Source organism: Bradyrhizobium sp. 21 (assembly GCF_023073335.1).
In the GTDB taxonomy this organism is placed as follows: domain Bacteria; phylum Pseudomonadota; class Alphaproteobacteria; order Rhizobiales; family Xanthobacteraceae; genus Bradyrhizobium.
This window is the reverse complement of sequence record NZ_JADPJG010000002.1, coordinates 1,046,559-1,072,591: the sequence shown is the minus strand read 5'-3', so window position 1 is coordinate 1,072,591 and position 26,033 is coordinate 1,046,559. Positions and strand designations below refer to the sequence as shown.

The 26,033-nt window shown below is 63.6% G+C and carries 30 protein-coding genes and 2 pseudogenes; 15 read left to right on the top strand and 17 right to left on the bottom strand.

Annotated features, from left to right (window positions below; all coding sequences use genetic code 11):
- The gene (locus tag IVB31_RS04900; RefSeq protein ID WP_247319227.1) at window positions 1-897 is read right to left on the bottom strand and encodes an MBL fold metallo-hydrolase; all 897 of its coding nucleotides are present in this window, start codon (window positions 895-897) and stop codon (window positions 1-3) included.
- 72 nt (window positions 898-969) lie between these two features.
- Window positions 970-1,614: a DsbA family protein gene (locus IVB31_RS04895; RefSeq protein WP_247319226.1), complete on the bottom strand. Its 645-nt coding sequence runs from the start codon at window positions 1,612-1,614 to the stop codon at window positions 970-972.
- Window positions 1,615-1,722: 108 nt separating this feature from the next.
- Here IVB31_RS04895 and IVB31_RS04890 point away from each other — a divergent pair, with 108 nt between their 5' ends.
- The gene (locus IVB31_RS04890; RefSeq protein WP_247319225.1) at window positions 1,723-2,622 is read left to right on the top strand and encodes a LysR family transcriptional regulator; all 900 of its coding nucleotides are present in this window, start codon (window positions 1,723-1,725) and stop codon (window positions 2,620-2,622) included.
- A gap of 15 nt (window positions 2,623-2,637) precedes the next feature.
- Here the strand turns inward: IVB31_RS04890 and IVB31_RS04885 are convergent, their stop codons facing one another.
- Both IVB31_RS04885 and IVB31_RS04880 read right to left on the bottom strand, forming a co-directional pair.
- Entirely contained in the window at window positions 2,638-3,540 is a 903-nt protein-coding gene (locus IVB31_RS04885; protein ID WP_247319224.1) for an HNH endonuclease, read from the bottom strand.
- A gap of 148 nt (window positions 3,541-3,688) precedes the next feature.
- The gene (locus IVB31_RS04880) at window positions 3,689-4,585 is read right to left on the bottom strand and encodes a LysR family transcriptional regulator (RefSeq protein WP_247319222.1); all 897 of its coding nucleotides are present in this window, start codon (window positions 4,583-4,585) and stop codon (window positions 3,689-3,691) included.
- 267 nt (window positions 4,586-4,852) lie between these two features.
- On the opposite strand from IVB31_RS04880, the gene IVB31_RS04875 reads away from it, so the two are divergent.
- The 5 genes from IVB31_RS04875 to IVB31_RS04855 all read left to right on the top strand — a co-directional run bounded on the left by IVB31_RS04875 (window position 4,853) and on the right by IVB31_RS04855 (window position 8,356).
- Window positions 4,853-5,587 carry an SDR family oxidoreductase gene (locus IVB31_RS04875; RefSeq protein ID WP_247319220.1) on the top strand — a complete coding sequence of 245 codons (735 nt, stop codon included), beginning with the start codon at window positions 4,853-4,855 and terminating at the stop codon, window positions 5,585-5,587.
- Between the two features lie 51 nt (window positions 5,588-5,638).
- The gene (locus tag IVB31_RS04870) at window positions 5,639-6,391 is read left to right on the top strand and encodes a glucose 1-dehydrogenase (protein WP_247319219.1); all 753 of its coding nucleotides are present in this window, start codon (window positions 5,639-5,641) and stop codon (window positions 6,389-6,391) included.
- Window positions 6,392-6,421: 30 nt separating this feature from the next.
- A complete protein-coding gene (locus IVB31_RS04865; RefSeq protein WP_247319216.1) occupies window positions 6,422-7,027 on the top strand; it encodes an NAD(P)-binding domain-containing protein in 606 nt (201 codons plus the stop codon).
- A gap of 274 nt (window positions 7,028-7,301) precedes the next feature.
- A complete protein-coding gene (locus IVB31_RS04860; RefSeq protein ID WP_247319213.1) occupies window positions 7,302-7,712 on the top strand; it encodes a nuclear transport factor 2 family protein in 411 nt (136 codons plus the stop codon).
- Between the two features lie 11 nt (window positions 7,713-7,723).
- Entirely contained in the window at window positions 7,724-8,356 is a 633-nt protein-coding gene (locus IVB31_RS04855) for a class I SAM-dependent methyltransferase (RefSeq protein ID WP_247319209.1), read from the top strand.
- A 48-nt stretch (window positions 8,357-8,404) separates the two neighbouring features.
- Here the strand turns inward: IVB31_RS04855 and IVB31_RS04850 are convergent, their stop codons facing one another.
- Window positions 8,405-9,076 (bottom strand): glutathione S-transferase family protein, encoded by a 672-nt coding sequence (locus tag IVB31_RS04850; RefSeq protein WP_247319204.1) that lies wholly within the window; start codon window positions 9,074-9,076, stop codon window positions 8,405-8,407.
- A gap of 154 nt (window positions 9,077-9,230) precedes the next feature.
- On the opposite strand from IVB31_RS04850, the gene IVB31_RS04845 reads away from it, so the two are divergent.
- A complete protein-coding gene (locus tag IVB31_RS04845) occupies window positions 9,231-9,422 on the top strand; it encodes a LysR family transcriptional regulator (protein ID WP_247319196.1) in 192 nt (63 codons plus the stop codon).
- A gap of 24 nt (window positions 9,423-9,446) precedes the next feature.
- A complete protein-coding gene (locus IVB31_RS04840; RefSeq protein ID WP_346730852.1) occupies window positions 9,447-10,145 on the top strand; it encodes a substrate binding domain-containing protein in 699 nt (232 codons plus the stop codon).
- Window positions 10,146-10,228: 83 nt separating this feature from the next.
- Here the strand turns inward: IVB31_RS04840 and IVB31_RS04835 are convergent, their stop codons facing one another.
- The 4 genes and pseudogenes from IVB31_RS04835 to IVB31_RS04820 form a co-directional block, all read right to left on the bottom strand.
- Window positions 10,229-10,612 carry a hypothetical protein gene (locus IVB31_RS04835; RefSeq protein WP_247319192.1) on the bottom strand — a complete coding sequence of 128 codons (384 nt, stop codon included), beginning with the start codon at window positions 10,610-10,612 and terminating at the stop codon, window positions 10,229-10,231.
- 59 nt (window positions 10,613-10,671) lie between these two features.
- Window positions 10,672-10,764, bottom strand: a pseudogene (locus tag IVB31_RS04830) (integrase); the annotation flags it as partial.
- A gap of 242 nt (window positions 10,765-11,006) precedes the next feature.
- Window positions 11,007-11,780, bottom strand: a complete 774-nt coding sequence (locus IVB31_RS04825; protein ID WP_247319190.1) for an SDR family oxidoreductase — start codon at window positions 11,778-11,780, stop codon at window positions 11,007-11,009.
- Window positions 11,781-11,910: 130 nt separating this feature from the next.
- Window positions 11,911-12,549, bottom strand: a complete 639-nt coding sequence (locus IVB31_RS04820) for an NAD(P)-binding domain-containing protein (RefSeq protein ID WP_247319189.1) — start codon at window positions 12,547-12,549, stop codon at window positions 11,911-11,913.
- Window positions 12,550-12,653: 104 nt separating this feature from the next.
- On the opposite strand from IVB31_RS04820, the gene IVB31_RS04815 reads away from it, so the two are divergent.
- Entirely contained in the window at window positions 12,654-13,547 is an 894-nt protein-coding gene (locus IVB31_RS04815; protein ID WP_247319188.1) for a LysR family transcriptional regulator, read from the top strand.
- 118 nt (window positions 13,548-13,665) lie between these two features.
- Here the strand turns inward: IVB31_RS04815 and IVB31_RS33640 are convergent.
- The 3 genes and pseudogenes from IVB31_RS33640 to guaA all read right to left on the bottom strand — a co-directional run.
- Window positions 13,666-13,782, bottom strand: a pseudogene (locus tag IVB31_RS33640) (integrase arm-type DNA-binding domain-containing protein); the annotation flags it as partial.
- A 456-nt stretch (window positions 13,783-14,238) separates the two neighbouring features.
- Window positions 14,239-14,895, bottom strand: coding sequence for a glutathione S-transferase family protein (locus tag IVB31_RS04805; RefSeq protein WP_247319183.1), 657 nt, complete (start codon window positions 14,893-14,895; stop codon window positions 14,239-14,241).
- A gap of 137 nt (window positions 14,896-15,032) precedes the next feature.
- Window positions 15,033-16,631, bottom strand: a complete 1,599-nt coding sequence (gene guaA, locus IVB31_RS04800; RefSeq protein WP_247319180.1) for a glutamine-hydrolyzing GMP synthase — start codon at window positions 16,629-16,631, stop codon at window positions 15,033-15,035.
- Window positions 16,632-16,779: 148 nt separating this feature from the next.
- On the opposite strand from guaA, the gene IVB31_RS04795 reads away from it, so the two are divergent.
- The 3 genes from IVB31_RS04795 (at window position 16,780) to IVB31_RS04785 (ending at window position 18,271) form a co-directional block, all read left to right on the top strand.
- Window positions 16,780-17,151, top strand: a complete 372-nt coding sequence (locus tag IVB31_RS04795; RefSeq protein WP_247319178.1) for a nuclear transport factor 2 family protein — start codon at window positions 16,780-16,782, stop codon at window positions 17,149-17,151.
- A 320-nt stretch (window positions 17,152-17,471) separates the two neighbouring features.
- Window positions 17,472-17,804, top strand: coding sequence for a DHCW motif cupin fold protein (locus IVB31_RS04790; protein WP_247319176.1), 333 nt, complete (start codon window positions 17,472-17,474; stop codon window positions 17,802-17,804).
- A gap of 257 nt (window positions 17,805-18,061) precedes the next feature.
- On the top strand, window positions 18,062-18,271 hold the full coding sequence (locus IVB31_RS04785; protein ID WP_007592195.1) for a cold-shock protein: 210 nt from the start codon (window positions 18,062-18,064) through the stop codon (window positions 18,269-18,271).
- A 214-nt stretch (window positions 18,272-18,485) separates the two neighbouring features.
- Here IVB31_RS04785 and IVB31_RS04780 read toward each other — a convergent pair whose 3' ends face one another.
- Window positions 18,486-19,787: an RsmB/NOP family class I SAM-dependent RNA methyltransferase gene (locus tag IVB31_RS04780; RefSeq protein WP_247319153.1), complete on the bottom strand. Its 1,302-nt coding sequence runs from the start codon at window positions 19,785-19,787 to the stop codon at window positions 18,486-18,488.
- A 46-nt stretch (window positions 19,788-19,833) separates the two neighbouring features.
- Window positions 19,834-20,256 (bottom strand): MAPEG family protein, encoded by a 423-nt coding sequence (locus IVB31_RS04775; RefSeq protein WP_247319151.1) that lies wholly within the window; start codon window positions 20,254-20,256, stop codon window positions 19,834-19,836.
- Window positions 20,257-20,452: 196 nt separating this feature from the next.
- Here IVB31_RS04775 and IVB31_RS04770 point away from each other — a divergent pair, with 196 nt between their 5' ends.
- Window positions 20,453-21,088 carry an acriflavin resistance protein gene (locus tag IVB31_RS04770; protein WP_247319142.1) on the top strand — a complete coding sequence of 212 codons (636 nt, stop codon included), beginning with the start codon at window positions 20,453-20,455 and terminating at the stop codon, window positions 21,086-21,088.
- A 70-nt stretch (window positions 21,089-21,158) separates the two neighbouring features.
- A complete protein-coding gene (locus tag IVB31_RS04765) occupies window positions 21,159-22,001 on the top strand; it encodes a metallophosphoesterase (protein WP_247319137.1) in 843 nt (280 codons plus the stop codon).
- Between the two features lie 15 nt (window positions 22,002-22,016).
- Here the strand turns inward: IVB31_RS04765 and IVB31_RS04760 are convergent, their stop codons facing one another.
- Together IVB31_RS04760 and IVB31_RS04755 are read right to left on the bottom strand one after the other, a co-directional pair.
- The gene (locus IVB31_RS04760) at window positions 22,017-22,313 is read right to left on the bottom strand and encodes a hypothetical protein (protein ID WP_247319135.1); all 297 of its coding nucleotides are present in this window, start codon (window positions 22,311-22,313) and stop codon (window positions 22,017-22,019) included.
- A gap of 159 nt (window positions 22,314-22,472) precedes the next feature.
- Entirely contained in the window at window positions 22,473-23,495 is a 1,023-nt protein-coding gene (locus IVB31_RS04755) for an NADP-dependent oxidoreductase (protein ID WP_247319132.1), read from the bottom strand.
- A 393-nt stretch (window positions 23,496-23,888) separates the two neighbouring features.
- Between IVB31_RS04755 and IVB31_RS04750 the strand changes: the two genes are divergently transcribed.
- Window positions 23,889-24,425, top strand: a complete 537-nt coding sequence (locus tag IVB31_RS04750; protein WP_247319115.1) for a hypothetical protein — start codon at window positions 23,889-23,891, stop codon at window positions 24,423-24,425.
- A 17-nt stretch (window positions 24,426-24,442) separates the two neighbouring features.
- Here the strand turns inward: IVB31_RS04750 and guaB are convergent, their stop codons facing one another.
- Window positions 24,443-25,936, bottom strand: a complete 1,494-nt coding sequence (gene guaB / locus IVB31_RS04745; protein ID WP_247319111.1) for an IMP dehydrogenase — start codon at window positions 25,934-25,936, stop codon at window positions 24,443-24,445.
- Between the last annotated feature and the right edge of the window lie 97 nt (window positions 25,937-26,033).

Here is a 26,033-nt window from a genome sequence, read left to right as displayed (position 1 = left end):
TTAGCCCCACTTCATCTCGCCGGTGGCGACCTTCGAACCAATGTCGAGCGCGACGCCCATGCCGAGGCCGGGGAAGCGCGCTTCCACCGCCGCCTTGAGCGCCGCGGAATCCTTGGCCTTCGCCAGTTCCTCGTCGAACGCCTTGAGGTAGGCGATGGTGTGCTCCACACCGGACAGATCGGTTTTTGCATCCACCGACAAATGGCCGGGCACGACGATCGCCGGCTTGCGCGCCGCGATCTTTTCGAGATTGGCGATCCAGGCGGCGCGCTGCTCCTTGGTCGGCGTGTCGGCGGTCCAGACATGGACGCCGGAGAAGATCAGTACGCCGCCGAACACCGCGTTGAGCGAGGGAATGAACAGGTAGCGCCGGTTGACCAGCCCCTCCGCGCTGACGATCTCGATGGTCTCGCCGTCCACGCTGAGCGCCTTGCCGTCGAACGCTTCGGGGATGACCACATCGGCCAGCACCTGCGGACCGTTCGCCTTGAGCTGCGGCCCCCAGACGGCAAGCTTCTTTTCCACGCTGGCGCTAATGGCCGCCAATGTCGCGGGCGCCGCGAGCACGCGGGCCTCGGGGAAGACCGCCTTGATAGCGCCGAGGCTGAAATAATAATCCGGGTCCGACTGGCTAATATAGATCGTGGTGAGCTTCTTGCCGGTTGCCTTTATGGCGTCTGCGACAGCCTTGCCATCTGAAAGCGTGAAGCCGCCATCGACCAGCACGGCCTCGCTCGGGCCGGACACCAGAACGGGAGCCCTGAAGAAGCCGTTCTGTCCAGCTGGAAAATGCTTCCAGGAGAGCCCGCCGGCGGCATGGCCCAGGCCTGCGGGTGCGAAGATGGCCGCGGCGCCCGCGGCGAGAGTGGTTTTCATGATGGTTCTCCTTGTCGGCATGTTGGTCTCCTGGTGCCGGTCTGCGATCGCGAAATTCAAATGGGATGGTCTCGACTGCGTTGATCGCTGCGCTCAGGCCGCCTTCAGTCCGTTGACGAGGACGTCCAGGCTGCCGAACAGCGCGCTTGCCTGCACGAGGCGGCGATCATGGCCGGTCCCGACGATCAGAGCCGGGACGCCGTTGGCACCGAACCGGTGCATCTCGGCACGCGCAGCCTCGAGGCGCGCGCGATACGCGGCGATCAACGCGGTGTCGGGGCTCGCCAGGCGCGCAGCAACCTCCGGCAAGTTCATCGCGCGCAGAACGTCCGACAGCACGGACATGTCCGTGCTGTCGCGGCCTTCGACATAGCGGACCACCTGGAAGGCCTTCAGCGCCGCGAACTCCCGATCAGGCGCCGTGAGCGAAACAGCCGTGAGCGCCAATGTTGCCGGGCCGGAATCGAACAGGCGCGTGCGGTCGCCCAGCACATCGCGGCGATAGGCTTCGCTGAAAGGCAGGCCGCTCAAGCGCGAAATCCGCTGGTCGTTGCTCCAGGCGTAGGCCGCAAAACCATCGTCCATCGGACGGGCACCCTCGCCGGCGAACAGGCCTGTCGGCGCAAGTTCGACAGCGAAATCCCGTCGGGCCACGAGCTGTTCGAGCAGCGTGGCGGCGCCGTAGCACCAGCCGCAGAGCGGATCGAACAGGTAGGTGATGGGAATGGACGCGGACATGGCGATCTCCTTGAACCGCAATGTGGCACGCGCACATTGGTTGATAAATATCAACAAAACAGACAGAATGTATGCTATTGGCTGACAATAATCTGACCGGACGAGGCGATGAACCTGAATCGACTGGCCTATTTCGCAGCCGTCGTGGACAGCGGATCCTTCACGCGGGCCGCCGAGCGGCTCGGCATCACCAAAGCCGTGGTCAGCCAGCAGGTGGCACAGCTGGAGCGCGATCTCGGCACCAGCCTTCTCGTGCGCACGACGCGCCGGGTTCATCCGACCGACGCGGGCCGCATGTTTCATGCGCGCTGCGTCATGATCCTGCGCGAAGCCGAGGATGCCTTCGACGAACTCGCCCAGGCAGCCGCCGCGCCGACCGGCACATTGCGGATCACGGCGCCCAACGACTACGGCACGGCCGTCGTGGTCGCCGTCGTCACCGCCTACGCGGCACGCTATCCCAATTGCCGGGTGGAGTTGACGCTCGAAGATCAGACGGTCGATCTCGCCTCGGGCCAGATCGACATGGCGATCCGCGTCGGATGGCTGGTCGATTCCAGCCTGCAGGCGCGCAAGATCGGCGCGTTCCGGCAAATTCTGGTCGGCGCTCCCGCATTCACGGATCGGATCGCCGCCGCGCGCGATCCCGGCGAGCTCGTGACGCTCCCGTTTATCGCCAACATGGCGCTGCGCGAGCCGCTGCTGTGGCAGTTCTCGCGGGGCGATCTCGATCGCCGCGCCGTGCGCCTGCAGGCCAGCATCGCCATCGACACGACGCCGGGGGTGCTCGCGGCCGTGCTCGCCGGCGGCGGCCTTTCGGTACTGCCGGATTTCCTGGTAGCCGACGATCTGGCGGCCGGGCGCCTCATTCAAATCCTGCCGCAATGGCAACTGCCATCCGGCGGCATCCACACCGTCTACCCCGCAGCCCGCTTCCGTCCGCCGAAAGTGACCGCGTTCGTGGAGATGCTGATCGCGGCTCGGCGACGGGCGGGTTCGATCGGATGAGCCGCATGGCTTTGCTTATTGTTTGAAACAATGCTCGCGGTGCCACTTCAAGAAGTGCGGATGTGGACGGTCCAATGCCCGGCCTGGCGCAAGAGCGCGCCCCGTCTTGTTGATGATCGATCGCACTCCATCCAGATCGTTTGTCTGGCGCGAGATCAATATCTCCAAATCATCCGCGAAGCTGATGAGGCCACGATCAAACATCCAATGTGCGGTGCCCGAAAGAGCAACTCCGTTGGTGATGATGTCCGGCCCGTTTGCCTCGACGGGGCGTATGTGAGCCGCCGCGACCTCCGCGCGCCCCATCCCGTTGATGAGCTTGAGGCCTGTGACGGCGCAACGCTCATCGTAGGCGCGGAGGACGATACGGCGAAAAACTCGGTCGCGCAGAATTCTCGATACCGTCACGCTCACACGGTCGCGCTGCTGCTCAACTGTGAACGGCACCTGCGGCTGGTCGTTTAGATCTAGCGATGGAAGGTCGCCGTCGCGCCGCGGCAGCAGCGGCGCGTTCTCCGCGAAACCAAGCTCGCATATCCTATTGAAATCGTCGGCAGAGATTGGGCGGACTGCGGACTGAGCGCGTCCTGAAATCCGTCCCTGCTCGTTAAGGACTCCGCGCTCTACTGGACCTGTCGGTCCGTTGAATGGGACCGGATTGGCAAAATCGAGATAGCTTCCTGGCTCGATCAGAGCGAGATACATTCCCGATATACCAGGGTCGGGAATAACCTGCTGAACACGACCAATCGCAAAATAGCCGCGCGTCTCAGCGACCTTGCTTGGTTCGTAATAGATGATCCAATCGCCGATGCAGGCTTCGACGCGGCTGAGATATTGACTGGGAAATTGATATTGTTCAGCGGGGCTGTCATCGTAGATCGAGTCCGATCGATGAATGAATACCCCAAATCCCATGACCTAAGCGCCGCTGCCTCTCCAGGAAACAACGCCCAGTGAGGCTGGATCAATAGCAGTCACAACCCTACTCCCCTCGATTGTTTCTGAAGCACGATAACGCATTGATCTGTCGAGGCCAACTTTTCCGCCGGTTACCAGCCCCGCGTCAATCGCGCGACACCGACAGCCCAGCCAGCAGCGGCACGTACGCGGCGAGCCGGCGGGATACGAACTCGGTGAAAAGCCGCACGCGCTTGGTCTTGCGTGTCTCGCCCTGTGTGAGAAGCCAGACCGTTCCATACAGGTGCAGGTCGGTGCCCGGCACCCTCGCGAGTAATGGGTCGGCATCGCCGACGAAACACGGCAGTGTCGTGATGCCGAGCCCTTGCTGGACAGCAACGATCTGCGCCCCGGCGTCCGTGACCCTGAATGGAACGCCCGTGGCGCGAACCTCACCGGCACTGGCCCAGTCCGGGATGCCGTGCATGCTGATGACGATCCAGCGGACGGGATCAGGCGCGCCCGCACGCCACGCGGCCAGTCGATCCCTGGACATGTAGACGGCGCCGAACAGCTCCGGTCCCTTCATGCCGTGAAGATTTTGCGGCAGGGTTTTGCGGTCGTAGACGACGCGGATCGCGACGTCGGCTTCCCGGTTGGTCAGATTGGCTAGCTCGCCGAACGACAGGATGTCCATCTCGATATCAGGATGCAGACGCGCGAAATCGGCGAAATCAGGCATGAGCAAATGTGTCGCCATCGGCGGCGCCAGCGTCACCCGCAGAAGCCCGCGCACGCTCTGGTCGCGCCCGAACACGCGCGTCTCCAGCTGGTGCGACGACGCTTCCATCTGGTCGGCGAACTCGAGGACCTCCTCGCCCGCCGCCGTGAGGCGGTAGCCCGAAGGCAGCTTTTCGAACATCTGGACCCCGAGGCGTTCCTCGAGCTGGGCGATGCGTCGCAGCACGGTCGCGTGGTTCACACCGAGTTGCTCGGCGGCCGCCCGCACCGAGCCTCCCCGCGCGACGGCTAGAAAATAGCGAACATCGTCCCAGTCGATCATGGTGCAATCCCGCACCGCGCGGTGCGCCTTCCAAGTCCAATCGAACGCCTCGTACCGCAGTATGGGCGGTCATCATAGCCCCGTTCCGGCAGGCGCAGCCCCTTCCCAACGGCCCGACGTCGATCGTCGCCGCTGGCGTCAGTTGTCCGGCCGGATCGATTTCGCACTACCGATGTGCGCGTTTCCGCACTCAACGCCTGCCGCCGCCGGACCTATCTCGCGGGTCTCGGGGGCAGATGCTGTCCCGACACCACGACAGGAGAAATCATGGGAAAGCTTGACGGCAAGGTTGCGGTCATCACGGGTGGCGCGACCGGCATCGGCCGCGCCGCGGCAAAGCGCTTCATCGAGGACGGCGCCTTCGTCTTCATCTTCGGCCGCCGGCAGCAAGCGCTCGACGCGGCTGTCGCTGCGCTTGGGCCCAATGCCCGCGCGGTGAAGGGCTCGGTCTCGGATGAGGCCGGCCTCGACCGACTCTACGCAACGGTGAAGGCCGAGCGCGGAGCCCTCGACATCGTCTTCGCCAATGCCGGCGCGGGAAGCCAGCTTGCGCTCGGCAAGATCACTGCCGCGCACATCGACGAAACCTTCGACACCAACGTGAAGGGGACGATCTTCACCGTGCAGAAGGCACTGCCGCTGATGCGCCGGGGCGGTTCGATCATCCTGACCGGATCGAGCGCGGGCACCACGGGCGCCCCGGCCATGAGCGCCTACAGCGCCAGCAAGGCGGCCGTGCGCAACCTCGCGCGGACCTGGGCGGAGGACCTGAAGGGGAGCGGCATCCGCGTCAACGTGCTGTCGCCCGGGGCGACCGCGACCGAACTCGCGAAGGAAGCGTTGGGCGAGGAAGGCCAGAAGGTGTTCGCCGCGATGACCCCGCTCCAGCGCATGGCCGATCCCGCGGAGATCGGGGCCGTGGCTGCCTTTCTCGCCTCGTCGGACAGCAGCTTCATGACCGCCAGCGAAGTCGCCGTCGACGGCGGCCTGGCACAACTCTGATTTCCGGCGCGGTCCCGCGCCTGACCCACACACAACGAAAGAGAAAAGATCATGAAAAAACTAGAAGGCAAGATCGCAGTCATCACCGGCGGCAGTAGCGGCATTGGGCTGGCCACAGCCAAGCGCTTCGTGGACGAAGGTGCGCACGTGGTGATCACCGGGCGACGCGAGAAAGAGCTGAAGGAGGCCGCAGCCTTCATCGAGAGAAACGTGACGACGGTCGTGAGCGACGTGTCGCGCCTGGACGATCTCGACCGGCTCTATGCCGTCGTGAAGGAGAAACATGGTCACATCGACATTCTCTTCGCGAACGCGGGCGCGGGGACGATCGCGCCGCTCGCGTTAGCGACCGAGGCGCATTTCGACCAGACCTTCGATGTGAACGTGAAGGGGCTGTTCTTTACGGTGCAGAAGGCCCTCCCCCTCTTCAGGGACGGCGGTTCGATCATCCTGAACTCTTCGGTCTCGAACGTGAAGGGGCTGCCAGGGTTCAGCGTCTACGCCGCAAGCAAGGCGGCCGTGCGCAGCTTCTCGCGCGCCTGGACGCTCGAGCTGAAGGACCGCAAGATCCGCGTGAATACGATGAGCCCCGGACCAACCGAGACCCCCGCTTTGGAGACGACGACGGGCTTGACCGCCGAGCAAGCCAAGCAAGCCGCCGCCGGATTTGCTTCACAGGTCCCGATGGGTCGCAGGGGCAAGCCAGAGGAAATCGCGGCTGCCGTCACGTTCCTCGCCTCCGATGAAAGTTCTTACATCACCGGCGTGGATCTCGCCGTCGATGGCGGCATGGCGCAGGTCTGACCGCCATCGACAGAAGATCGGAGAAACATCATGAGCTACGCAATCATCGGCTTCGGCCATATCGGCCAGGCGCTCGCCAAGGCGTTTGCTCGCAACGGCATCGAAGTCTCCGTCGCAACCACGCGCGACCCGGAAAGCTTTGCATCCGCCGCGGCCGCAATCGGACCCTCGATCATTCCCCAAAAGCTGGCGGACGCGGTCAAGGCGGACATCGTCTTTTTGGCCGTCCGTTTCGAGTCGCACCTGGATGTCGCGAAGGCGCTGCCCACCTGGCAGGGCAAGACCATCGTCGACGTGACCAACGCCTACGGCGTGCCGCCTGAGAAACTGGGAGGACGACCTTCCTCCAAGGCCGTCGCGCAGGCCTTCACCGGCGGTCGACTGGTTAAGGGCTTCAACCATTTGGGAGCTGCCGTACTTGGCCAGGATCCGGCCGTCCATGGCGGCAGGAGAGTCGTGTTCCTGGCGAGCGACGACGACGCTGCCGCAGCGGAGATTGGCACGCTCGCGGAAAGTCTCGGCTTCGCGCCGATCAAACTCGGCGGGCTTTCGGAAGGCGGACTGCTGGTGCAGGCGCGCGGAAACAGCTGGGGCCACCTGATCTTCAAGGATCTGGTCAAGTTCGACCGCATATGAAGAAACATATGGCTGGAAGCTCGGCTGCGGCCATCCTTCGAGACGCCCGCCTGCGGCGGGCCCTCAGGATGAGGGATGAGAAAGCGGCAGCATTTCAACGCAGACGGATGGGGCTGAGCCTCATCCTGAGGAGGCCGCGTAGCGGTCGTCTCGAAGGACGAGGCGCTCGCTCAGGCGTCGCCGAGACGTCAAAGGCGATAGCCCTGCCATCGGCGGGGACATGACGCACGGGATCGGATCGCGTGCGATCCGATCCGAGCAATGGAGAAATCCCATGAGCATCGAGAAGAACATCCAGACCGTGAAGGATTTCTTCGCCGCGATCGGCCGCGGCGACAGCGAGGCTGTGCTGGCGCTGGTCACTGAGGACATCGCGTGGATCATCCCCGGTGAGGACTGGCCGCTGGCCGGAACGCATCGCGGGCACAGCGGGGTGACGGATTTGCTCGAGACGGCATCCACATCGGTAGAAACGTCCACGGAACCCCGCGAGTTCGTCGCGCAAGGAGACCGAGTCCTGGTCGTCGGCTTCGCGAGGGGAAAGATCAAAGCCACGAACAAGATTTTCGAGGACGACTGGGTCTTCGCCATCACCGTTCGCAACGGCAAACTGACGAACATCCGGGAGTACGTCGACACGCAAGCACTGGCGCGAGCCGCGCGCGCGTCGAATGCCCGAGCCTAAAGGAGATCCCGATGTACGACCAATCCAAACTATCCGAGTTGATCCGGTTCGCACGCGTAAACGCGGGCTCCACCGTCATCGACGTTTACCCAGGCAACGGCGATTGGACCCGTCTCTTCTCCGACATCGTGGGACCCGAAGGACGGGTTGACAGCTTCGTGCCGGCCGAAGTCGCCCACTTCAAGAACGATCCGGTCGGCCTCATGCGGACGCTTGCGAAGGAGACGGGCCGAGAGAACGTCGAAGCCGTTTCGGCGGACCTCGTGGCGATGTCGGAGGCGACGCAGCCTGCGGACGTCCTGTGGCTGCACCTGTTCTATCACGATCTCCACACCGCACTGATGCAAGCCCGGGGCGCGACGGCGGCTCGCTTCAATCGCGCCGTCTACGAGCGGCTGAAGCCCGGCGGGTCCTACGTCGTCGTCGACCACGCCGCCGCCGTCGGGACGGGCACCAGCGCCGCCCAGTCGCTGCATCGGATCGAGCCTGCATCCGTTCGCAAGGAGGTGGAGGCGGCCGGCTTCGTCCTGGATGCGGAAAGCACCCTGCTCGCGAACGAGGACGATCCGCACGTGATCAAGGTGTTCGATCCCGCGATCAAGGGCAAGACCGATCGCTTCGCCTATCGGTTCGTGAGGCCCTGACAGGTCCCATTTCGGAGTTATTCCTGAGGAGCTGGACGCCTCTAGACTTTATAGCTTCACACCGACGCTCGTCAGAAAGCTTCCCATACGGTTGTCAACCTCGGCCTTCGTCTCCGCCCACGCCGGGAACGACTGAAGAAGATTGTCGTGCCAAGCGATCAGGTTCGGATAGTCCTTGAACGGAAACTTCGCACGATCGACCTGGGAGAACGGCGCCGCAATATCGATATCGGCAAAGGTCAACGCATCGCCAACCATGAACTTGCGGCCTTCAAGATGCTGGTCGAGGACCTTCGCTGCGGCGCGGATCTTACGCTCCGCGAACGCGATAAGGGACTCGTCCTTCGGCAAGCCCATGATCGTCTTGGCGACGCGCTCGTCGAAGAGAGTGGTCGTGAAGGTGCGCCACTGTTCGCCGGACCAGAACATCCACTGAAGCACCTGGAATTGCTCCTCCGGCGTGGTTCCGACCAGCGGCGAGTTCACCTTGCTGGCGAGATACAGATTGATCGCTGACGCTTCCCAGACGATGGTGTCCCCATCCTCCAGAACCGGAGTGAGACCGTTGGGATTGAGACGTGATTTGAACGCGTCGGTTTGGCTCTCGCCTTTGAAAAGGTCGACGTTCACGCGATCGAGTTCAATGCCCATGATCTTCGCAGCCGTGGTCACGCGACGCAAGCTGCCCGAGCCCGCATCACCATAGATCTTGATTGCCATCACTCTTCCTTTCAGCACGGCCCCCTGAGCTGGCGGCCGAACGCCGAGTCGCATATTCGTTTTGCAAATGAAATTGACGCCTATAGAATGGTATCTATTCTTGAGAGGAATGGATTGAGGATTGCATGCGTGGCCCGGCGTGTCCGGAAAACAAGTGACGGATAAGCTGGACGCGATGCGGATGTTCGTGCGCGTCGTCGAAAGCGGAAGCTTTTCGCAGGCGGCGCGTGACCTCAACGTCAGCCAGCCGACGGTCAGCAAACAGCTCGCTGCGCTCGAAGCGCGGCTCGGGACGCAACTCCTCGCGAGAAATTCCCGTGCCCTTGCCGTGACGCCGGCAGGATAGGACTATTACGAGGCCACCGTCCGTATCCTTCAGGATATCGACTCGCTCGAAGAGAGAGTCCTTGAGGGGCAGTCCGCCCCTTCAGGGCTGGTCCGCGTGACCCTCTCGCCAGCCTTCGGGAGGATGTTCGTTATTCCCCGGCTATCGGATTTCAGGAACCGTTTCCCCGACGTCGCGATTGAGATGGAAGTCTCCGGGCGACACGTTGACCTCATCGAGGAAGGGATAGACGTCGCGATCCGTATCGGTCGGCTTTCGGATTCAGCACTCGTCGCCCGGCGCATCGGCGACATGCGGATGATAACCGTGGCCTCTGCCAGCTATCTTGCCCAACACGGCGCGCCGCAAACGCTAGGCGAACTGCGCAACCACCAGCGCATCAGCTATGTCTACCAGGGCGATATCATTGGGTGGGGTTTCCACGTCGACGGCCGGCAGGTCACGGTCGATGGTGGGGGAGCGTTCCGCACGAATGACGCCGAGCATGTCCGCGGCGCGGTTCTCGCGGGCCTCGGCATTGCCCATCACGCGAGTTGGTTGTTCACGGATGTGCTGGCGTCGGGCGAGGTCGTACGCATTCTGGACCAGCATGCGCCGCCGCCCTTCCCGATCAACGCAGTTACCGCTGCCGGCCGGCGCATGCCCTCCCGCGTGCGGCAATTCATTGATTTCCTCGCTGCGATTTGCGCCGAGGAGCCGGAATTGAGGGTCGGCGAAGGCTAAAGCGGCAGGGAGTGGCGGGCGTGACCGGACAGTGCACTAAAGTTGAGTCCGGTTTTGCGCACTGTCACCATAACCGAGCCGGATCACTTTTTGGTCGTGCCCTCAGATGGCAGCTGTGCCGACCCGCCGATTTTGTTCGCGACCACGTAGACGTCGACGGCGCTCATCGAGCATTCCTCGCTTGATGCTCGGCTGTTCGTGATGACCTCGATCTTCTTGCCATCCTTGGTGTGAAACGTGATGTCGTAAACCTGCTGGTAGAGGTCCTTGCCGATCTTTTCGGATGCGAGACGAACGGCCTTGGTCTGCGTCTCGATCACCGATGGGATATCAATCAGGCCGGCGTTCTTGAGGTGGACGAGGGCCATGTTCCTGGGCCAACTCGCGCAATCCGGAGACTTCGCCAGAGCCACCGCAGCCGGCATGGCAAATATTGCGGCCAGCACCACCTTCAGCGCGGTGCGCATCACTGCACCACCCTGATGGTGCGGTCGCCACTTTGCCAGATCTGCTCGCGCCTGTTGATGGGCAGGACGGCAACGTACATGCCGTCGCGGTCGCCGCGCTCGTAAAGCTTCTCGCCAGGCTTGAGCTTCTGAAATCCCGTATCGGTCAACAAGGTATACTCCGTTCGGTTCGCCGCCAGATACCATCATGGGCCATGATGGTACAGGAATGACCGAAACGGAGCCCCTAAAAACGTTTCCTCGTTGATCTAGAAGAACAATGCTTCAAAGCGCGCCCTAAATGTCCAACGGTATGCCCGACCTCGGGTGTAGACACACCTTTGTTCGATGATCAGGAAATCCCGCCAGGTGGCGAAGGCTCGCAGAGAAGCAGGCGCGGAAGAACGATTGAAACTTAGAAGATCCAGTCGACCAACAACTCTCCTCCGGAGACCTCCAGAACCGTGCCGGTGACGTACGGATTTGTCATGAGGAAGACTGCCGCGTGTCCGACGTCGGCGGCCGTCCCGAGCCGCCGGGCCGGGAAGTTGGCGCGGACCTTGGTACGAATTTCCTCCACGGTTGCTGCAGGCAGGACGTTCCAGAACTCGGTGTCGATGAATCCGGGGCGGATTGTATTGACGCGGATCGGGGCCAGTTCCAGAGCGAGCGACTGCGACAAGGAGTCGACAGCAGCGAAAGTCGGCGTAACCGCGGCGAGACCGAGCTTCGCCCGGGCGCCGGTGCCGCCCGTGAGGAAGGTCATCGAGCCGCCAGCCATCAGGTGCGGGGCGGCATGGCGGGCGCAGGCCCAAGTGCCGAGGAACTTGCCATCCAGATAGCTACGGACGCCGCTCATGTCGGGGTCCATGAACGACCCCCAAGACCCAAGCTCCGGTCCGGCGGTGACGACAAGATGGTCAAAGGAGCCGATGGCTTCGAACGCCTCATGCACGGCGGTCTCGTCTCGGACGTCCAAAAGGATCTGGTCAAACGCAGCCAATTCTGGATGCTCCTCGGCCAAGACGTTGCGGCGGCTGGCGACGGAGACAGCCGCGCCCATGGCGTGCGCGGCTTGTGCAACTCCGAGGCCGATCCCCTTCTTGCCGCCGACGACCACTACGCGCTTGCCGGTAAGGTCGAATGACGGTGCCAGCGGACGTGTTTGCTCGGATGCGGGATTGCTCATGACTGGTGTCCTTTGGTTCGATTGCTGGAGCCACATGCGCCCGATCCATCTGACCGGATGATCCGCATGCAAGTGATCCGATGCGGATGTAGCGTCGGCTTTGGTTGATGACTGTGCGACGAGATCCCTCTCAACCCGGCCTGTCTGCCAGGTCAGCGAACACCAGCGCCTGACGCCATCCTGCTGGGCTTGTCACCATGGCTTGGCGGAATGTGTCAGCCATCGCCTCTGCCATCCACGCCGCTTCCAGCCCTCCGAGATCCACTGAGCCCAGTCCGATGTCTGCCGCGAGAGAGGAAGCCACCACCTTTGCCTCCGCATCGTCGCCAGCGAGGAATACCTGCGCTCCCGACTCTCGTAGCCGCTCGGGATTTTCCTGCAACAACCGCATCACCACGGTGTTGAACGCTTTCACCACGCGCGCCCGAGGCGCCGCTTCCTGGAGCTGCTTGGCGAGGCTCGGCCCCGTGGGGCGGAGCGACGCGTAGCCGCCGTCTGGGCCGGGGCCACGGTTGTTCGGGTCGATCACGACCTTGCCCGCAAGCGCGTCTGGGTCGACGGGCATGACGCCGCGCGGCGTCCACAGCACGACATCACCGAATGCCACGGCATCTTCCTGCGTCGCTGCGCGCGCGCGAGAGATACCCGCGGCCGCCTCGGCAGCCCGGACTGGATCTCGGGAGCCAAAAGACACCTCGTGACCCGCGCGCGCCCAATAGGTGCCCAGCGTTCGTCCCACTGGCCCGATACCCACGATCCCGATGCGCATTCACCACTCTCCGTTTCTGATGCTGTGGAAGGTAGGGGCACAGGAGCGCCGGGGGCAGCACAAATGGTGTTGCAACTGAAAGAACATAATGTATCGAATAAGCGATGGACTCTCTGCGCGCCGCCATTGTCGTTCTGCGCGTCGCCGAAGCCGGCTCCTTCGCTGGAGCGGCGCGCCTTCTTGGCGTGACTGCAGCCGCCGTCGCCCGCCTCGTCGGCCGCTTCGAGACCGCGCACGGCGCACGCCTGTTCCGTCGCACGACCCGATCACTCTCCCTCACGCCCGAGGGTGAGCGCTTCCTCGCCGAAGTCCGAGGTCCGGCCCTCGCTCTCACGGCGGCTGCAAGCCGTCTCGGCGCACCGGTCGGTGTCGAGGGTACGGTGCGCGTTACCGCCGCCGCCTCGCTCGCCCCGATCTTGCTGCAGGCTCTGGCAACGCTTTTGAAGCGGCATCCGGCGCTGCGCGTGGAGCTCGCCCTCGACGACCACTTTGCCGACCTCGGTGGCGGCCGGTGGGATCTCGCTGTGCGGATCGCGCCCCGCATCGCAGATGCGAGTCTTCTCGCCCGGCGCCTTTCACCGTTGCCGCTCGTCACCCTCGCCGCGCCCGCCTACCTCGCCAAGCATGGCGTGCCACAGACGCCCGACGACCTCGCAAGGCATCGGCTAATCGGCGTCCGGTTTCCGGCGACAGGGCGCATGATGCCATGGCTGTTCCGTGCGCCTGGCGGTACGCGCCGTCTTCAACCCGACTTCGCGCTGGTTGTGGACGGATCGAACGCCATGCGCGCAGCGGCGGCGCTCGGAGCCGGGATCGCGCAGGCTGGCTCGGAGGGCACGGCGGCGCTCCTGGCATCTGGCGGTCTTGTGACGGTGCTCGAAGCCTACGCACCACCTCCCTGGGCCGTGTGGATGTTGCGCGCGCCGGGCCCCGCAGGATCGGCGCTTGCTGCAGTCATGGACGGGTTCGCCGCGGCGTTTCGGCGGAAGGAGAAATGACGGCAAAGGCGATGGGCCGTGCCGGATGGCGGCGTCTGCGGCGGCGGCCGACGCAGAATGGCTCATCATCGGCGAGATTCCGGGCGGAAGCGCAGGCGCTGCTGGCGAGGTGTTGTTCATCGATCAGCTTCTCGCGAGCCCTGGCAAGCGAGAGGCCGTCAGGACCGTATCGACCTAGCGTCAGCGTCTCGCGCCGTCCGTTGAGTCGGTAATCGAACCGGAACACGATCGCTCCGACGGCTGCACCACGTTAGGCCGCAACGCAGCGCATGAACGGATACTGCCGGAGGGGTAAAAATCATTCCCACTCGATTGTTTTGAGAAAACGTAACGTACTGAATTTCCAACGCAAATATTTTCCGCCCTTGGTGAAGAACCGACGCCGCGGTCCGTCAAAACTTTTCGCTCTTGATTTCAAACACGAATTTCGAGGATCTGCGCTTTGCTCGGTTTCAGCAACTATCGGCGTCGTTCAGTCGATTTTCAATGTCCGCCGCTAAGAACCGCCAAGTACCAAGCGGCGAAAAACCGTCAGCACTGCTTAGAAAAGGGGGACGGTCAATCAATTGCCGTCGGCCATATTTCCGGAGAGGGAAATGGATTAGCCGTCGCCAAAAAAGCGTCGAAGGACGGCGGCGCCTGGGAAGACGATCTCTCTCGGTCTAGAGGCGCGAATGATAGCAGCAGGTCTTCAGCCGAGCGCGCGGGCGAGCCAGGCTTTGGTGCCCTTGCAGACATCCAAGGCGCGTTTGTAGGCGGGGCGGGTCGTAGTGCGGCGCCAATAGGCCATCTCTGCTTCGCCGAGCGTCAGGCCGCCCGCGGCCTGGGCGAAGGTCAGCGCGTAGGTGATCGAAATGTCGGCGGCGGTGAAGGTGTCGCCGGCCATGTAGGGGGCACGCGCGAGCTGGCGCGTCACGAGCTGGAGCCGGTTCTTGAAGATCTCCACCGACTCGCGGGCGGTCCAGTTGTCACGCTCGGCCTCGGGCGCGATGTTCCTGGTGATGACGTGGAAGTACAGCATGCCCGCGAGACCGGCTTCGCCGAGATGCAGGAACTGCTGGTACAGGCTATAGGCGGGATCGGTGGGCGCAGGCGCGAGCGGCGCCGCGCTTTTGGATTCGGGCCCGTGGCGGGCGATTAGATATTCCATGATCGCAATCGACTCGACCATTGTGACGTCGCCGTCCACGAGCGCCGGGATGAAGCCGCACGGGTTGATGGCGAGAAACTCGCTATCGTTCTGGACGCCCTTGAGCAGGTCGACACCGCGCAGCCGGTACGGGAGGCCCATCTCCTCCAGCAGCCAGACGACGCGGATACCCCTGCCCTCGCCCCAGACGGTGATCATTGTGTGCGTCCTTTATTGTGATCGCGCTCATTCGCCCTTGGGTCTCGAACCTATCAAGGACTATTGAAGACGATCGACCAAGCTCGCCTCGCGATCCTATCGTTGGCTATCCTAGACCTACCCTCTTGTACGACTGGTCACTCCCACTCGATCGTCCCAGGCGGCTTGCTGGTCACGTCGTACACCACCCGGTTCACGCCCTTCACCTCGTTGATGATGCGCGTCGCGGTCTCGCCGAGAAACTTCATGTCGAACTGGTAGAAGTCCGCGGTCATGCCGTCGGTGGAGGTGACGGCGCGCAGGCCGACGACGAAGTCGTAGGTGCGGCCGTCGCCCATGACGCCGACGGTCTTGACCGGGAGCAGCACGGCAAAGGCCTGCCAGATGTCGTCGTAGAGGCCGTGCTTGCGGATCTGGTCGATGTAGACGGCGTCGGCCTTGCGCAGGATGTCGAGCTTGTCGCGGGTGATGTCGCCGGGGCAGCGGATGGCGAGGCCGGGGCCCGGGAACGGGTGGCGGCCGACGAAGATTTCGGGCAGGCCGAGCTCGCGGCCGAGCTTGCGCACCTCGTCCTTGAACAGCTCGCGCAAGGGCTCGACGAGCTTCATGTTCATGCGCTCGGGCAGACCGCCGACATTGTGGTGCGACTTGATCGTCACCGAGGGGCCGCCGGTGAAGGAGACGCTCTCGATCACATCAGGATAGAGCGTGCCCTGCGCCAGGAAGTCGGCGCCGCCGATCTTCTTGGCCTCCGCCTCGAACACCTCGATGAAGAGACGGCCGATGGTCTTGCGCTTGGTCTCGGGATCGGTGACGCCTTCGAGCTCGCCGAGGAATTGCTTCGACGCGTCGACGTGCACGAGCGGGATGTTGTAGTGGTGGCGGAACAGGTCGACCACGGTCTTGGCTTCATCGAGACGCAGCATGCCGTGATCGACGAACACGCAGGTGAGCTGCTCGCCGATCGCTTCGTGGATCAGCACCGCCGCGACCGCGGAATCGACTCCGCCGGAGAGGCCGCAGAGCACCCTGCCCTTGCCGACCTGGGCGCGAATTTTGGCGATCTCCTCCTCGCGGAAGGCGCGCATGGTCCAGTCGCCGGACAGGCCTGCGATCTTGCGAACGAAGTTGCGGATCAGTTTGGCGCCGTCGGGCGTGTGCACCACTTCGGGGTGGAACATCAGGCCGTAATATTTGCGCGTCTCGTCCTGGATGATCGCGAACGGCGCGTTCGGCGACGTGCCGGCCACCGAAAAGCCGGGCGGCATTTTCGTGATGCGGTCGCCATGGCTCATCCAGACCTGGTTCTTGCTGCCTGATGACCAGACGTCCTCGAACAGCTTGCTCGGCGCCTTGACCTCGACATCGGCGCGGCCGAATTCGCGGTGATGGCCGCCCTCGACGGTGCCGCCGAGCTGCTCCGCCATGGCCATCTGGCCGTAGCAGATGCCCATCACCGGCACGCCGGAATCGAAGATCGCTTGCGGGGCGCGGGGCGAGCCCGCCTCATGCACCGATTCAGGGCCACCGGAGAGGATCACCGCTTTCGGCTTCATCTCGTTGAAGGCTTGTTCGGCCTTGTTGAACGGGACGATCTCGCAATAGACGCCGTCCTCGCGCACGCGACGCGCGATCAGCTGCGTCACCTGGCTGCCGAAGTCGACGATGAGAATCTTGTCGTGCGCCGAGGCCACGGAGGGCGTCGACGCGGAGCGGTCGGTCTGTGCTGCTGTCATGGCAAGCAGATACGCGACGGGGGCTTTTCCCGCAACCGCGCGGGCCGCGCGCCCACATTCTTCTTTGGGCATGGACAAATCGATATAGGTAAGTATTATTGACCTAATTTGGCCCATCACTCACCAGGGGCCGACCAGGGAGAACGTCATGCCACAACATCATCAGCCGTTAACGCTTGCCGCGCTCGGTCGCACCTGGATCGAGGCCTGGAATACTCGCGATCTCGAACGCGTGCTCACGCTCTATGACGAGGACGTCGTGATGACCTCGGACCGCATTCCGGCGATGGGCTTCGATCAAAGCGGCACCGTGCGCGGCAAGGATGCGTTGCGCGCCTATTGGGGCAAGGCGCTCGCCCTGCTGCCGAACCTGCATTTCTCACCGATCGACTTGTTCGTCAGTCCTGACAGCGTGGTTGTGTTCTACGAGAACGAGCGGGGAAAGCGGATCTGCGAATATCTGCGGGTGAATGCGGCCGGAAAGATCGTGCAGGGATCGGCGAATCATTTGGCGGATTAAGCGCTCGCTGGGTTGGACGATGCGCCCTCACCCACCGCTGTCATTCCCCGCGAAGGCGGGGAATCCAGTACGCCGCAGCCTATCGCTTCAATCACTGCGGCCTCTGGAATACTGGATCGCCCGCCTTCGCGGGCGATGACAGCGAGAGTTAGGCGCGAGTGTGCCTCACACACGTCATTGCGAGGAGCAAAGCGACGAAGCAATCCAGGCTGCGGCTGCAGATGCATTTCTGGATTGCTTCGCTGCGCTCGCAATGACGGAGACTGCTGGACGAGCGTGCGCTAACAACGGCGCTGCCGGCTCTGACACAGGACACCGCCATGAAGCTCCCCACCTCCCCCTTCACCGTCACCGACTGGAGCAAGGTCGAGCCGACCACGCATCCCGGCGAGACCGGACAAGCGCAGTGGCGCACGCTCAACATCGGCGAGCTCCGGGTGCGGATGGTCGAGTATTCGCCGGGCTATCTCGCCGACCATTGGTGTGATCGCGGCCACGTGCTCTACGTGCTGCAGGGCGAGCTCGAGAGCGAGCTGCGCGACGGGCGCAAGTTCAAGCTCACGGCGGGGATGAGCTACCAGGTCTCCGATTTCGGCGACGCCGCGCATCGGTCCTCCACAGCGACCGGGGCGACGCTTTTCATCGTCGATTGAGGCGTCTCGGAGGTCAATTTGCACCGCAAAATAGCAAAGCCGCGGCACGTTCCGGGTCACGGGTGGTGCCTTGAACTGGCCCCAAAATCTCGCTATATTGTGATCATCGATACTTGGCCGAACGACTGGGCCGCTTCGCTTCGTTGCTGACGGGCGCGCACGCTTCAGATGAATTCTCCAACATCGACTGATCAGGACTATGGGCGCAATGTTGCGTACCGGTCTGCGTGTTAACTTCTCAAGCAAAGGAAATTCCCATGGCTATGGGCACCGTGAAGTGGTTCAACAATCAAAAGGGTTTTGGTTTCATTCAGCCGGATGACGGCGACAAGGACGTGTTCGTGCACATCAGCGCCGTCGAGCGCGCCGGCCTCTCGACCCTCAACGAGGGCCAGAAGGTCTCGTTCGACATCGTCGCCGATCGTCGCAGCGGCAAGTCCTCGGCCGACAATCTCCGCGTCGGCTGATAGCCCTCGCAAGGCGCTCCTGACCACGGACGTACCGGCAGAGCGCCGGAACTAACAGACCCCGCGACCGGCTTCCGGTTCGCGGGGTTTTTGTTTGGGTGATCGTCATTCCGGGGCTCGCGAAGCGAGAACCCGGAATCCATGGATCCGCAGAGAATGTCGCGCAATGGATCCCGGGCTCGCCCTGCGGGCGCCCCGGAATGACGGCGGATGATCAGCCGGTCTTCTTCAGCACCGAGACGAAAAACCCATCCGTGCCGGTCCGGCGCGGCGTCATCAGCCATCCCTCCGGCGATTGCAGGGCGGCCTGCGCAAACTCCTCCGCCCTGTCCCAGAGCACGCTCGCGGTCTGCTCGGGCGGCACCACCGCGAATTCTGGATGCCGGCCGGTGAAGGCGCGGACCTGCTCGCCGTTCTCCTCCGGCAGCACCGAGCAGGTGATGTAGGCGATGCGGCCACCCAGCTTGACCAGCGGAACCGCGCGATCGAGCACTTCGGTCTGGTCCCTCAGGCGGATCTCCAGCGCACCCGGGCGCATGCGCCATTTGGCGTCGGGGTTGCGGCGCCAGGTTCCGGTTCCCGTGCAGGGCGCATCGATCACGACGAGATCGGCGGTGGCGCTGATGTCGGCCAGCGGATCGGCCTCGCCCTTGGGCGTGCGGACATCGGCATTGTGGACGCCGGCGCGCGACAGGCGTTCGTGAATGGGTACGAGCTGGCGCTTGTCGCTGTCGGTCGCGATCAGCCGGCCCTTGCCCTGCATCATCGCGGCGAGCGCCAGTGTCTTGCCGCCGGCCCCCGCACAGAGATCGATTACCTGCTCGCCCGGTTTTGCCGCGGTGAGACTGGCCGCAAGCTGCGATCCCTCATCCTGCACTTCAACGGCGCCCTTGATGAAATCCTCTTCGGCCTGGATGCCGGGGTTGCGCGCATCGGCCGAAAGCGCGATGCGCAGGCCATTTGCCGACCAAGGCGTCGGTTTCGCATGAAGATGAGCAAGCGCCCCCAGCACCTTGTCGCGATTGGATTTTAGCGTGTTGACCCGAAGGTCGAGCGGCGCCCGGCTCGCCATCGCGGTGGCCTCCGCGACGCGGTCCTCGCCGAACACTTTGGCAAAATATGGATCCAGCCATTCCGGGTAGTCGCCGGCGATCGCCGCCGGGGCATCCTTCAGGGACCGTGAGGCGAGCGCGGCCTGCTCGGCCTCGGTCAGCGGCGCGGGGGCAAAGCGGCTGCCGTCGAACAAGGCGGCCATGGTCGCCACGTCCATGTTGCGCTCGAGGCGGAGCATGCCGATCAGCCGCGCCCGCGCGGTGTCGGCATCCATCAGGAACGCGCTCGAGGCATAGCGGCGCAGCACGTCCCAGACCAGGCCGGCGATGGCAGCGCGGTCGCCGGAGCCGGCGAAGCGGTGCGCGGTGCCCCACTCCTTCAGTGCCTTGGCCGCGGGCACGCGGTCCTTTTCAATGGTGTCGATCAGTTCGATGGCTGCGGACAGCCGGGCAGCAGGAGTCATTTGAATCTTTCAGTGAATCTTGCAGATCAAATCCGACGGCTAACCGTCAGATCAACAAGAGCATCTTGAGCGCAAAATAGATCCACATTGCGAGCAGCACGAGCACGCCGGCGAGCCAGATCGTGGAGCGCGGGCCGAGCTGGTTCGAGGAGACGAAGATCCCGGCATGGACGAACCGCGTCACCACGAACACCCAGGACATCAGCACGATGAAGAGATCGGCATGGCGCAAGGGAAGCGCGAGCGCGATCAGGGTGTAGAACAGCACCGGCAGCTCGAACTGGTTGCGGTAGCAATTGGCGAATTGTGTGGCGTCCTTGGGCCAGTTGGGCTCGCCCAAGGCAATGTCGCGGCTCTTGGTTTCGCCGGAGACGAGCGCGCGCCGGCGCCCCAGCGCCATGGCGATCAGGAGCGCGAAGGTGAGACCGACCTGCACGAAGACCGGCAGCAGAACCATTTGAACGGACATCGGAATTTTCCCGGGCTTGTCCCATCCGGCGGAAGGCACAGCTAGCGTCCATTAGCCGTCACCGCTGGTCCTGACAATCAGCGAGTTGAACCGGCGTTCCCGATGATGCGACCCACTATCGATAGTTAAAGCGATTTTGCCCCCTTTGGATTTTGCCCCCTTGGGGCGCAAGGCGAGAGACCGCCGAGAGATCATCATGAACACCCTCTTCAGCCAGATCGCCAGCCTGATCGGGGTTTTGACCGAATCCCCCGACGGCCAGCTCGGCATCCTGATGTCGGCGCTGGCGGGCATCGCGACGGCGCTCGCGGTGGCGCTGGCGATGATTGTGTATTTCCGACTTGGCTACCGGACCTGGCGCGATGTCGTCAGGCATGGCCTCGCTGCGCTCGCCGCGACGGCCTTGCTCGCCTTTGCCGCCTACGACATGCGCCATGCTGCGCTCGCCTATCTCGGCCTCAATCCGTCGAAACCCGCGGTCGAGTTCGAGATCCGCATGCCCAGGGAGACCTTGGCAGCGGCGTCCGACACCCAGATCGAGCTGCATACCGACCGCAACCAGACGCTGGCGCTGGTCGACGGCGTGCGCGAGCTCGGTGATGGCCGCTCGGTGCTGCGCGGCGCGGTTGCGCTCAACCATCGCACCGCGGATCGCGTGCTGGTCGTGAACCTGCCCGGCAAGGGCACCTTCGAATTCCGCCTCCGCCTGGCCGCCGAGCCGCACCGCTCCGAGCAGTTCGGCCCCTGGCATCTCGCCGACCGCATCGCCTCGCCAATGGCGGAGAGCGTTGCCGCGCAGGACGCCTACACCATCCGCTACCGCGTGCTTTAAACATTGTTCGATCGCTGATCGCGAGCGCGCCGTCATCGTTCCGACGTTTCGCCGGGCCTATGATCGACCCATGTCCGAATTTCGCCTGACGCAGATTTCCGACACCCATCTTGGCCGGCGCTTTCCCGGCCTGATCGCCAACTTCGCTCGCGTCAGCGAGCACATCGACGCTGACAGGCCCGATCTCGTCGTCAACACCGGCGATGTCTCGTTCGACGGGCCGACCAGCCGCGACGATGTCGAATTCGCGAAGGGGCTGCATGACGCCCTGCCCGTCGCCTGCCGCTACATCCCCGGCAATCACGACATCGGCGATAATCCGACCGCGATCGGGCCGGCACCGAAGCCGCCGGTGGAAGAAGCCCACCGCCAGCAATTTCGCGAGATCATCGGCGACGACCATTGGGCGTTCGAGGCCGCGGGCTGGTGCTTCATCGGCCTCAATTCGCTGGTGATGAATTCCGGCCTCGCCTTTGAAGCCGAGCAATTCGACTGGCTGGCCTCGGAAGTTTCGCGCACCAACGGCAAGCCGGTCGCGCTGTTCATCCACAAGCCGGTGTTTCTCAACCTGCCCGACGACCCCGAAACGCCCGAGACCTCAATCCGCTACGTGCCGCAGCCGGCTCGCGCGCGGCTGATCGAGATATTCGCGGATGTCGACCTGCGCCTGGTCGCCAGTGGTCACGTGCACCAGCGGCGCGACTTCACCTGGCGCCACACCCGCCACGTCTGGGCGCCGTCGGCCGGTTTCAAGATCAACGATGCGCGCCAGGACCGGATCGCCATCAAGGAGGTCGGGCTCGTCGAATACCGCTTCCAGCCCGACAGTTTTGAGGTCCGCCACGTCAGAGCGCCGGGCCAGCTCGAAATCGACATCGAGGAGCTGTTTGTCCAGATGGGCGGCGAGCACTAGCTAGCCCGTCGCCGATCAAGCGACGCTCTTGAGATCCTGCTGGATCGCGGCAAGCAAGGACTGCAGCGCCTCGCTGTTCACCGGCTGGGCCCCGGTATTGGCAGGCTGAACATTGGCAGGCCGTGCGGCTTTGACCGGACGCTTGGGGAACGGTGGCATGGGTGCAGGCATCGCGGATTGCGCGGCAGCGCGCGCGTCGTCGGCGTGTACGAATTTGCCATGGATGACGTCGTCGCGGCGGCCCATGACGAACATGGTCATCCAATAGCCGGCAGCCAGCAGGATTACGCAGAAAACAACTATCTCTAACATTGCAGCACCTAAAATATGCGCAATGATTCAATGCCTTCGCATCGACGTCAATGAACCGACGGTCACACCTGCGGCTTTTACGGGCGGGTGTGGCCGATCGGTCACTCTTTGTTAACCATATCCGGCCGGAGCGTAACGCCGGTGCGACCAGGCTTGCAGCTAAGCCTTATCGGGCCCGACCCGCACCAGCTGCTTGCCGAAATTGGCCCCCTTCAGAAGCCCCATGAAGGCTTCAGGCGCGCTCTCCAGGCCCTCGGTGACGAACTCCTTGTACTTGACCTTGCCGTCGCGGACCCAGCCCGACATGTCGCGCAGGAAGTCGCCATGGCGGGAGGCGAAGTCGGAGACGATGAAGCCGCGGAAGGTCAGCCGCTTGGTCAGGGTCGCGCGCATCATGCTGGCGGCCCATTTCGGCGGCTTCGCTTCGGTGTCGTTGTAATGGGCGATGAGGCCGCAGACCGGTACGCGCGCAAACGCATTGAGCAGTGGGAACACCGCCTCGAACACGGCGCCGCCGACATTCTCGAAATAGACGTCGATGCCCTTCGGGCAGGCATCCTTCAGCTTCGCGGCCAGATCAGGATCGCGGTGATCGAGGCAGGCATCGAAGCCGAGCTCCTTCACGACATAGTCGCATTTGTCCCTGCCGCCGGCGATTCCAACCGCGCGTGCGCCCTTGATCATGGCGATCTGGCCGACTGCCGAACCGACCGCGCCGGAGGCGCCGGCCACGACAACGGTCTCGCCTTGCTGCGGCTTGCCGATATCGAGCAGGCCCGTATAGGCGGTCATGCCAGGCATGCCCAGCACGCCGATTGCGGTCGAGATCGGCGCGAGCTTCGGGTCAATCCTGTTCAGTCCCTTGCCGTCTGAGATCGCGTGCGTCTGCCAGCCCACGCGCGAGAGCACGATGTCGCCCTTGGCGAAGTTCGGATTGTTGGAGGCTGCGACCTCGCAGACCGTCCCGGCTTCCATCACGCCGCCGACGGGTACCGGCGTCGCGTAGGACGGACCGTCGCTCATGCGCCCACGCATATAGGGATCGAGCGAGAGCCAGATGGTGCGCAGCAGGACTTCACCTGCCGCAGGCGTCGGCACGGCGAATTCCTCGATGCGGAAATCGGACGGCTTTGGCTCGCCGACGGGACGCGCGGCGAGAACGATGCGTTTGCCTTGGGACATGATGGCTTGCTCCTGATTATGCTTCGCGCGAACGGAAGCGGAGGCAGCGAAGCGCGTCAATACAAAAGCGGTGGCGTGGATGGTCGCATCGGCATCCACGCTCTCGTGTTCCGGACGCGCCGCGGCACGCAGTGACGCTGCGCAGAGCCGGGACCCAGAAAGCAACACGGCAAAATGCGGAGATGTGGGCCCCGGCTCTGCAGCGTATCACCGAAGTGGTGCTGCGCTGCGTCCGGGGGCACGAGAGCGAGCGCGACTGGCCTTGTGGTCTTTCCGGAAAATTTTAAGTACCAGATTAAAGTCGCAATCAGCCATCCGCACTAGTCTAGGCTGTATCAAGGAGATCGCCTCGACTCTGCCATGCGTGGCGTCCTCACAAGATCAATAAGCTCCATGCCGAACGAGGCCGTTGGGCAGGAAGCGGCTGCAAATGCGGCAAGCAAAATGACAGTTGGACAGGGAATGACATCGCTGAGGCAGCAGGTCGGGCAAATGGGGCTCGCAGCCCCGAAGAGCATGTCATGGAAAATAACGGCCGCCATGGCGAGCTTGCCGATACTCATCTTTGTGATCGGCCCCACGCTCTTTGCGTGGCTCACAGGCGCTTCCCCTGACTTTCGTACGGCGGCAGTCCTTTTTGCAGGCCTGGTGCTCAACTTCTTGCCAACATGGATCGCACTGTTTCTCAATCACCGCCACGTCCTCTATGTATTCTTGTCAAATCTCCTCTGCGTCTCGATGGCCGTTCTCTTTTGGGCGACTGAGATATCCGTCATCAGTTGGGTCGGCTTCGGCGGCGAATTTTGGTTGGCAGTCCTGGGTTGGCAGGTGGCGCTCATCTGGTCGTTTATCAACAGCAAAAGACCGGGCGCCGCGGAGTTGGATCACTCCGCTCCGCCGATCCCATCACTGACGACGATCAACACATGACCTTACGTCAGGCCTAACTAACCCCCGCCCGGATAGTTCGGCGCCTCGCGCGTGATGGTCACGTCGTGGACGTGGCTTTCGCGCAGGCCGGCGCCGGTGATGCGGACGAACTGCGCCTTCTTGTGCAAATCCTGGATGGTGCCTGCACCGACATAGCCCATCGCGGCGCGCAAGCCGCCGGCGAGCTGGTGCATGACGTTGCCGACAGGGCCCTTGTAGGGCACCTGGCCCTCAATGCCCTCAGGGACGAGCTTGAGCGTGTCCTTGATGTCCTGCTGGAAGTAGCGGTCGGCAGATCCCCGCGCCATCGCGCCGACCGAGCCCATGCCGCGATAGGCCTTGTAGGAACGGCCCTGCCACAGGAACACTTCGCCGGGCGTCTCGTCGGTCCCGGCGAGCAGCGAGCCGACCATCGCGATGTCGGCGCCGGCGGCGAGCGCCTTGGCAAGGTCGCCGGAGAACTTGATGCCGCCGTCGGCGATGACGGGGATGTCGGACTTCTTCGCAGCTTCCACCGCATCCATGATCGCGGTGAGCTGTGGAACGCCGACGCCGGCGACGATGCGCGTGGTGCAGATCGAGCCCGGGCCGATGCCGACCTTGATGCAGTCCGCGCCCGCGTCGATCAGCGCCTGTGCGCCCTCGGAGGTCGCGACGTTGCCGGCAACGACCTGCACGGAATTGGAGAGACGCTTGATGCGGTTGACCGCTTGCAGCACGTGACGGGAATGGCCGTGCGCGGTGTCGACGACGACGAGGTCGACGCCGGCAGCGATCAGCCGCTCGGTGCGCTCGAAGCCGGTATCGCCGACCGTGGTGGCGGCGGCGACGCGCAGGCGGCCCTGCGCGTCCTTGCAGGCGAGCGGATGGGCGACCGCCTTCTCCATGTCCTTCACGGTGATCAGGCCGACGCAGCGATATTGCTCGTCGACCACGAGCAGCTTCTCGATGCGATGCTGGTGCAGCATCCGCCGCGCCTCGTCCTGGCTGACATTCTCGCGCACCGTGACGAGGTTTTCGTGCGTCATCAGCTCGGAGATTTTTTGCTGGCGATTGGTGGCAAACCGTACGTCGCGGTTGGTGAGGATGCCGACCAGCTTGCCTGGCGTGTTCTTGCCGGCGCCTGTGACGACGGGAATTCCGGAGATGCCGTGATCGCTCATCAGCTTGAGCGCGTCGTCCAGCGTGGCGTCGGGGCTGATGGTGAGCGGGTTCACCACCATGCCCGACTCGTAGCGCTTGACCTGCCGCACCTGGGCGGCCTGCCCTTCCGGATCGAAATTGCGGTGGATGACGCCGATGCCGCCGGCCTGCGCCATGGCGATCGCCATGCGGGCTTCGGTGACCGTGTCCATGGCAGAGGCCATGATCGGGATGTTGAGCGGAATGGCGCGCGTGACGCGGGAGCGGATGTCGACCTCGCCCGGCATGACGTCCGACAGGCCCGGCTTCAACAGCACGTCGTCGAACGTAAGGGCTTCGCGAATGCCTTGAAGTTGCACCGTGGCCATTTGCCAACTCCTTCCTGCGGCCGTGCCGCAAATAGCTATGGATGAGCGCCGGCCTCGGCGTACCTTGCGGCATCGCCGGAGAATCGGAGCCCATCGG

Coding starts and splice junctions, on each gene's coding strand:
- IVB31_RS04900 (WP_247319227.1), bottom strand. CDS start 897: ATGCCGACAAGGAGAACCATCATGAAAACCACTCTCGCCGCGGGCGCC.
- IVB31_RS04895 (WP_247319226.1), bottom strand. CDS start 1,614: ATGTCCGCGTCCATTCCCATCACCTACCTGTTCGATCCGCTCTGCGGC.
- IVB31_RS04890 (WP_247319225.1), top strand. CDS start 1,723: ATGAACCTGAATCGACTGGCCTATTTCGCAGCCGTCGTGGACAGCGGA.
- IVB31_RS04885 (WP_247319224.1), bottom strand. CDS start 3,540: ATGGGATTTGGGGTATTCATTCATCGATCGGACTCGATCTACGATGAC.
- IVB31_RS04880 (WP_247319222.1), bottom strand. CDS start 4,585: ATGATCGACTGGGACGATGTTCGCTATTTTCTAGCCGTCGCGCGGGGA.
- IVB31_RS04875 (WP_247319220.1), top strand. CDS start 4,853: ATGGGAAAGCTTGACGGCAAGGTTGCGGTCATCACGGGTGGCGCGACC.
- IVB31_RS04870 (WP_247319219.1), top strand. CDS start 5,639: ATGAAAAAACTAGAAGGCAAGATCGCAGTCATCACCGGCGGCAGTAGC.
- IVB31_RS04865 (WP_247319216.1), top strand. CDS start 6,422: ATGAGCTACGCAATCATCGGCTTCGGCCATATCGGCCAGGCGCTCGCC.
- IVB31_RS04860 (WP_247319213.1), top strand. CDS start 7,302: ATGAGCATCGAGAAGAACATCCAGACCGTGAAGGATTTCTTCGCCGCG.
- IVB31_RS04855 (WP_247319209.1), top strand. CDS start 7,724: ATGTACGACCAATCCAAACTATCCGAGTTGATCCGGTTCGCACGCGTA.
- IVB31_RS04850 (WP_247319204.1), bottom strand. CDS start 9,076: ATGGCAATCAAGATCTATGGTGATGCGGGCTCGGGCAGCTTGCGTCGC.
- IVB31_RS04835 (WP_247319192.1), bottom strand. CDS start 10,612: ATGCGCACCGCGCTGAAGGTGGTGCTGGCCGCAATATTTGCCATGCCG.
- IVB31_RS04825 (WP_247319190.1), bottom strand. CDS start 11,780: ATGAGCAATCCCGCATCCGAGCAAACACGTCCGCTGGCACCGTCATTC.
- IVB31_RS04820 (WP_247319189.1), bottom strand. CDS start 12,549: ATGCGCATCGGGATCGTGGGTATCGGGCCAGTGGGACGAACGCTGGGC.
- IVB31_RS04815 (WP_247319188.1), top strand. CDS start 12,654: ATGGACTCTCTGCGCGCCGCCATTGTCGTTCTGCGCGTCGCCGAAGCC.
- IVB31_RS04805 (WP_247319183.1), bottom strand. CDS start 14,895: ATGATCACCGTCTGGGGCGAGGGCAGGGGTATCCGCGTCGTCTGGCTG.
- guaA (WP_247319180.1), bottom strand. CDS start 16,631: ATGACAGCAGCACAGACCGACCGCTCCGCGTCGACGCCCTCCGTGGCC.
- IVB31_RS04795 (WP_247319178.1), top strand. CDS start 16,780: ATGCCACAACATCATCAGCCGTTAACGCTTGCCGCGCTCGGTCGCACC.
- IVB31_RS04790 (WP_247319176.1), top strand. CDS start 17,472: ATGAAGCTCCCCACCTCCCCCTTCACCGTCACCGACTGGAGCAAGGTC.
- IVB31_RS04785 (WP_007592195.1), top strand. CDS start 18,062: ATGGCTATGGGCACCGTGAAGTGGTTCAACAATCAAAAGGGTTTTGGT.
- IVB31_RS04780 (WP_247319153.1), bottom strand. CDS start 19,787: ATGACTCCTGCTGCCCGGCTGTCCGCAGCCATCGAACTGATCGACACC.
- IVB31_RS04775 (WP_247319151.1), bottom strand. CDS start 20,256: ATGTCCGTTCAAATGGTTCTGCTGCCGGTCTTCGTGCAGGTCGGTCTC.
- IVB31_RS04770 (WP_247319142.1), top strand. CDS start 20,453: ATGAACACCCTCTTCAGCCAGATCGCCAGCCTGATCGGGGTTTTGACC.
- IVB31_RS04765 (WP_247319137.1), top strand. CDS start 21,159: ATGTCCGAATTTCGCCTGACGCAGATTTCCGACACCCATCTTGGCCGG.
- IVB31_RS04760 (WP_247319135.1), bottom strand. CDS start 22,313: ATGTTAGAGATAGTTGTTTTCTGCGTAATCCTGCTGGCTGCCGGCTAT.
- IVB31_RS04755 (WP_247319132.1), bottom strand. CDS start 23,495: ATGTCCCAAGGCAAACGCATCGTTCTCGCCGCGCGTCCCGTCGGCGAG.
- IVB31_RS04750 (WP_247319115.1), top strand. CDS start 23,889: ATGCCGAACGAGGCCGTTGGGCAGGAAGCGGCTGCAAATGCGGCAAGC.
- guaB (WP_247319111.1), bottom strand. CDS start 25,936: ATGGCCACGGTGCAACTTCAAGGCATTCGCGAAGCCCTTACGTTCGAC.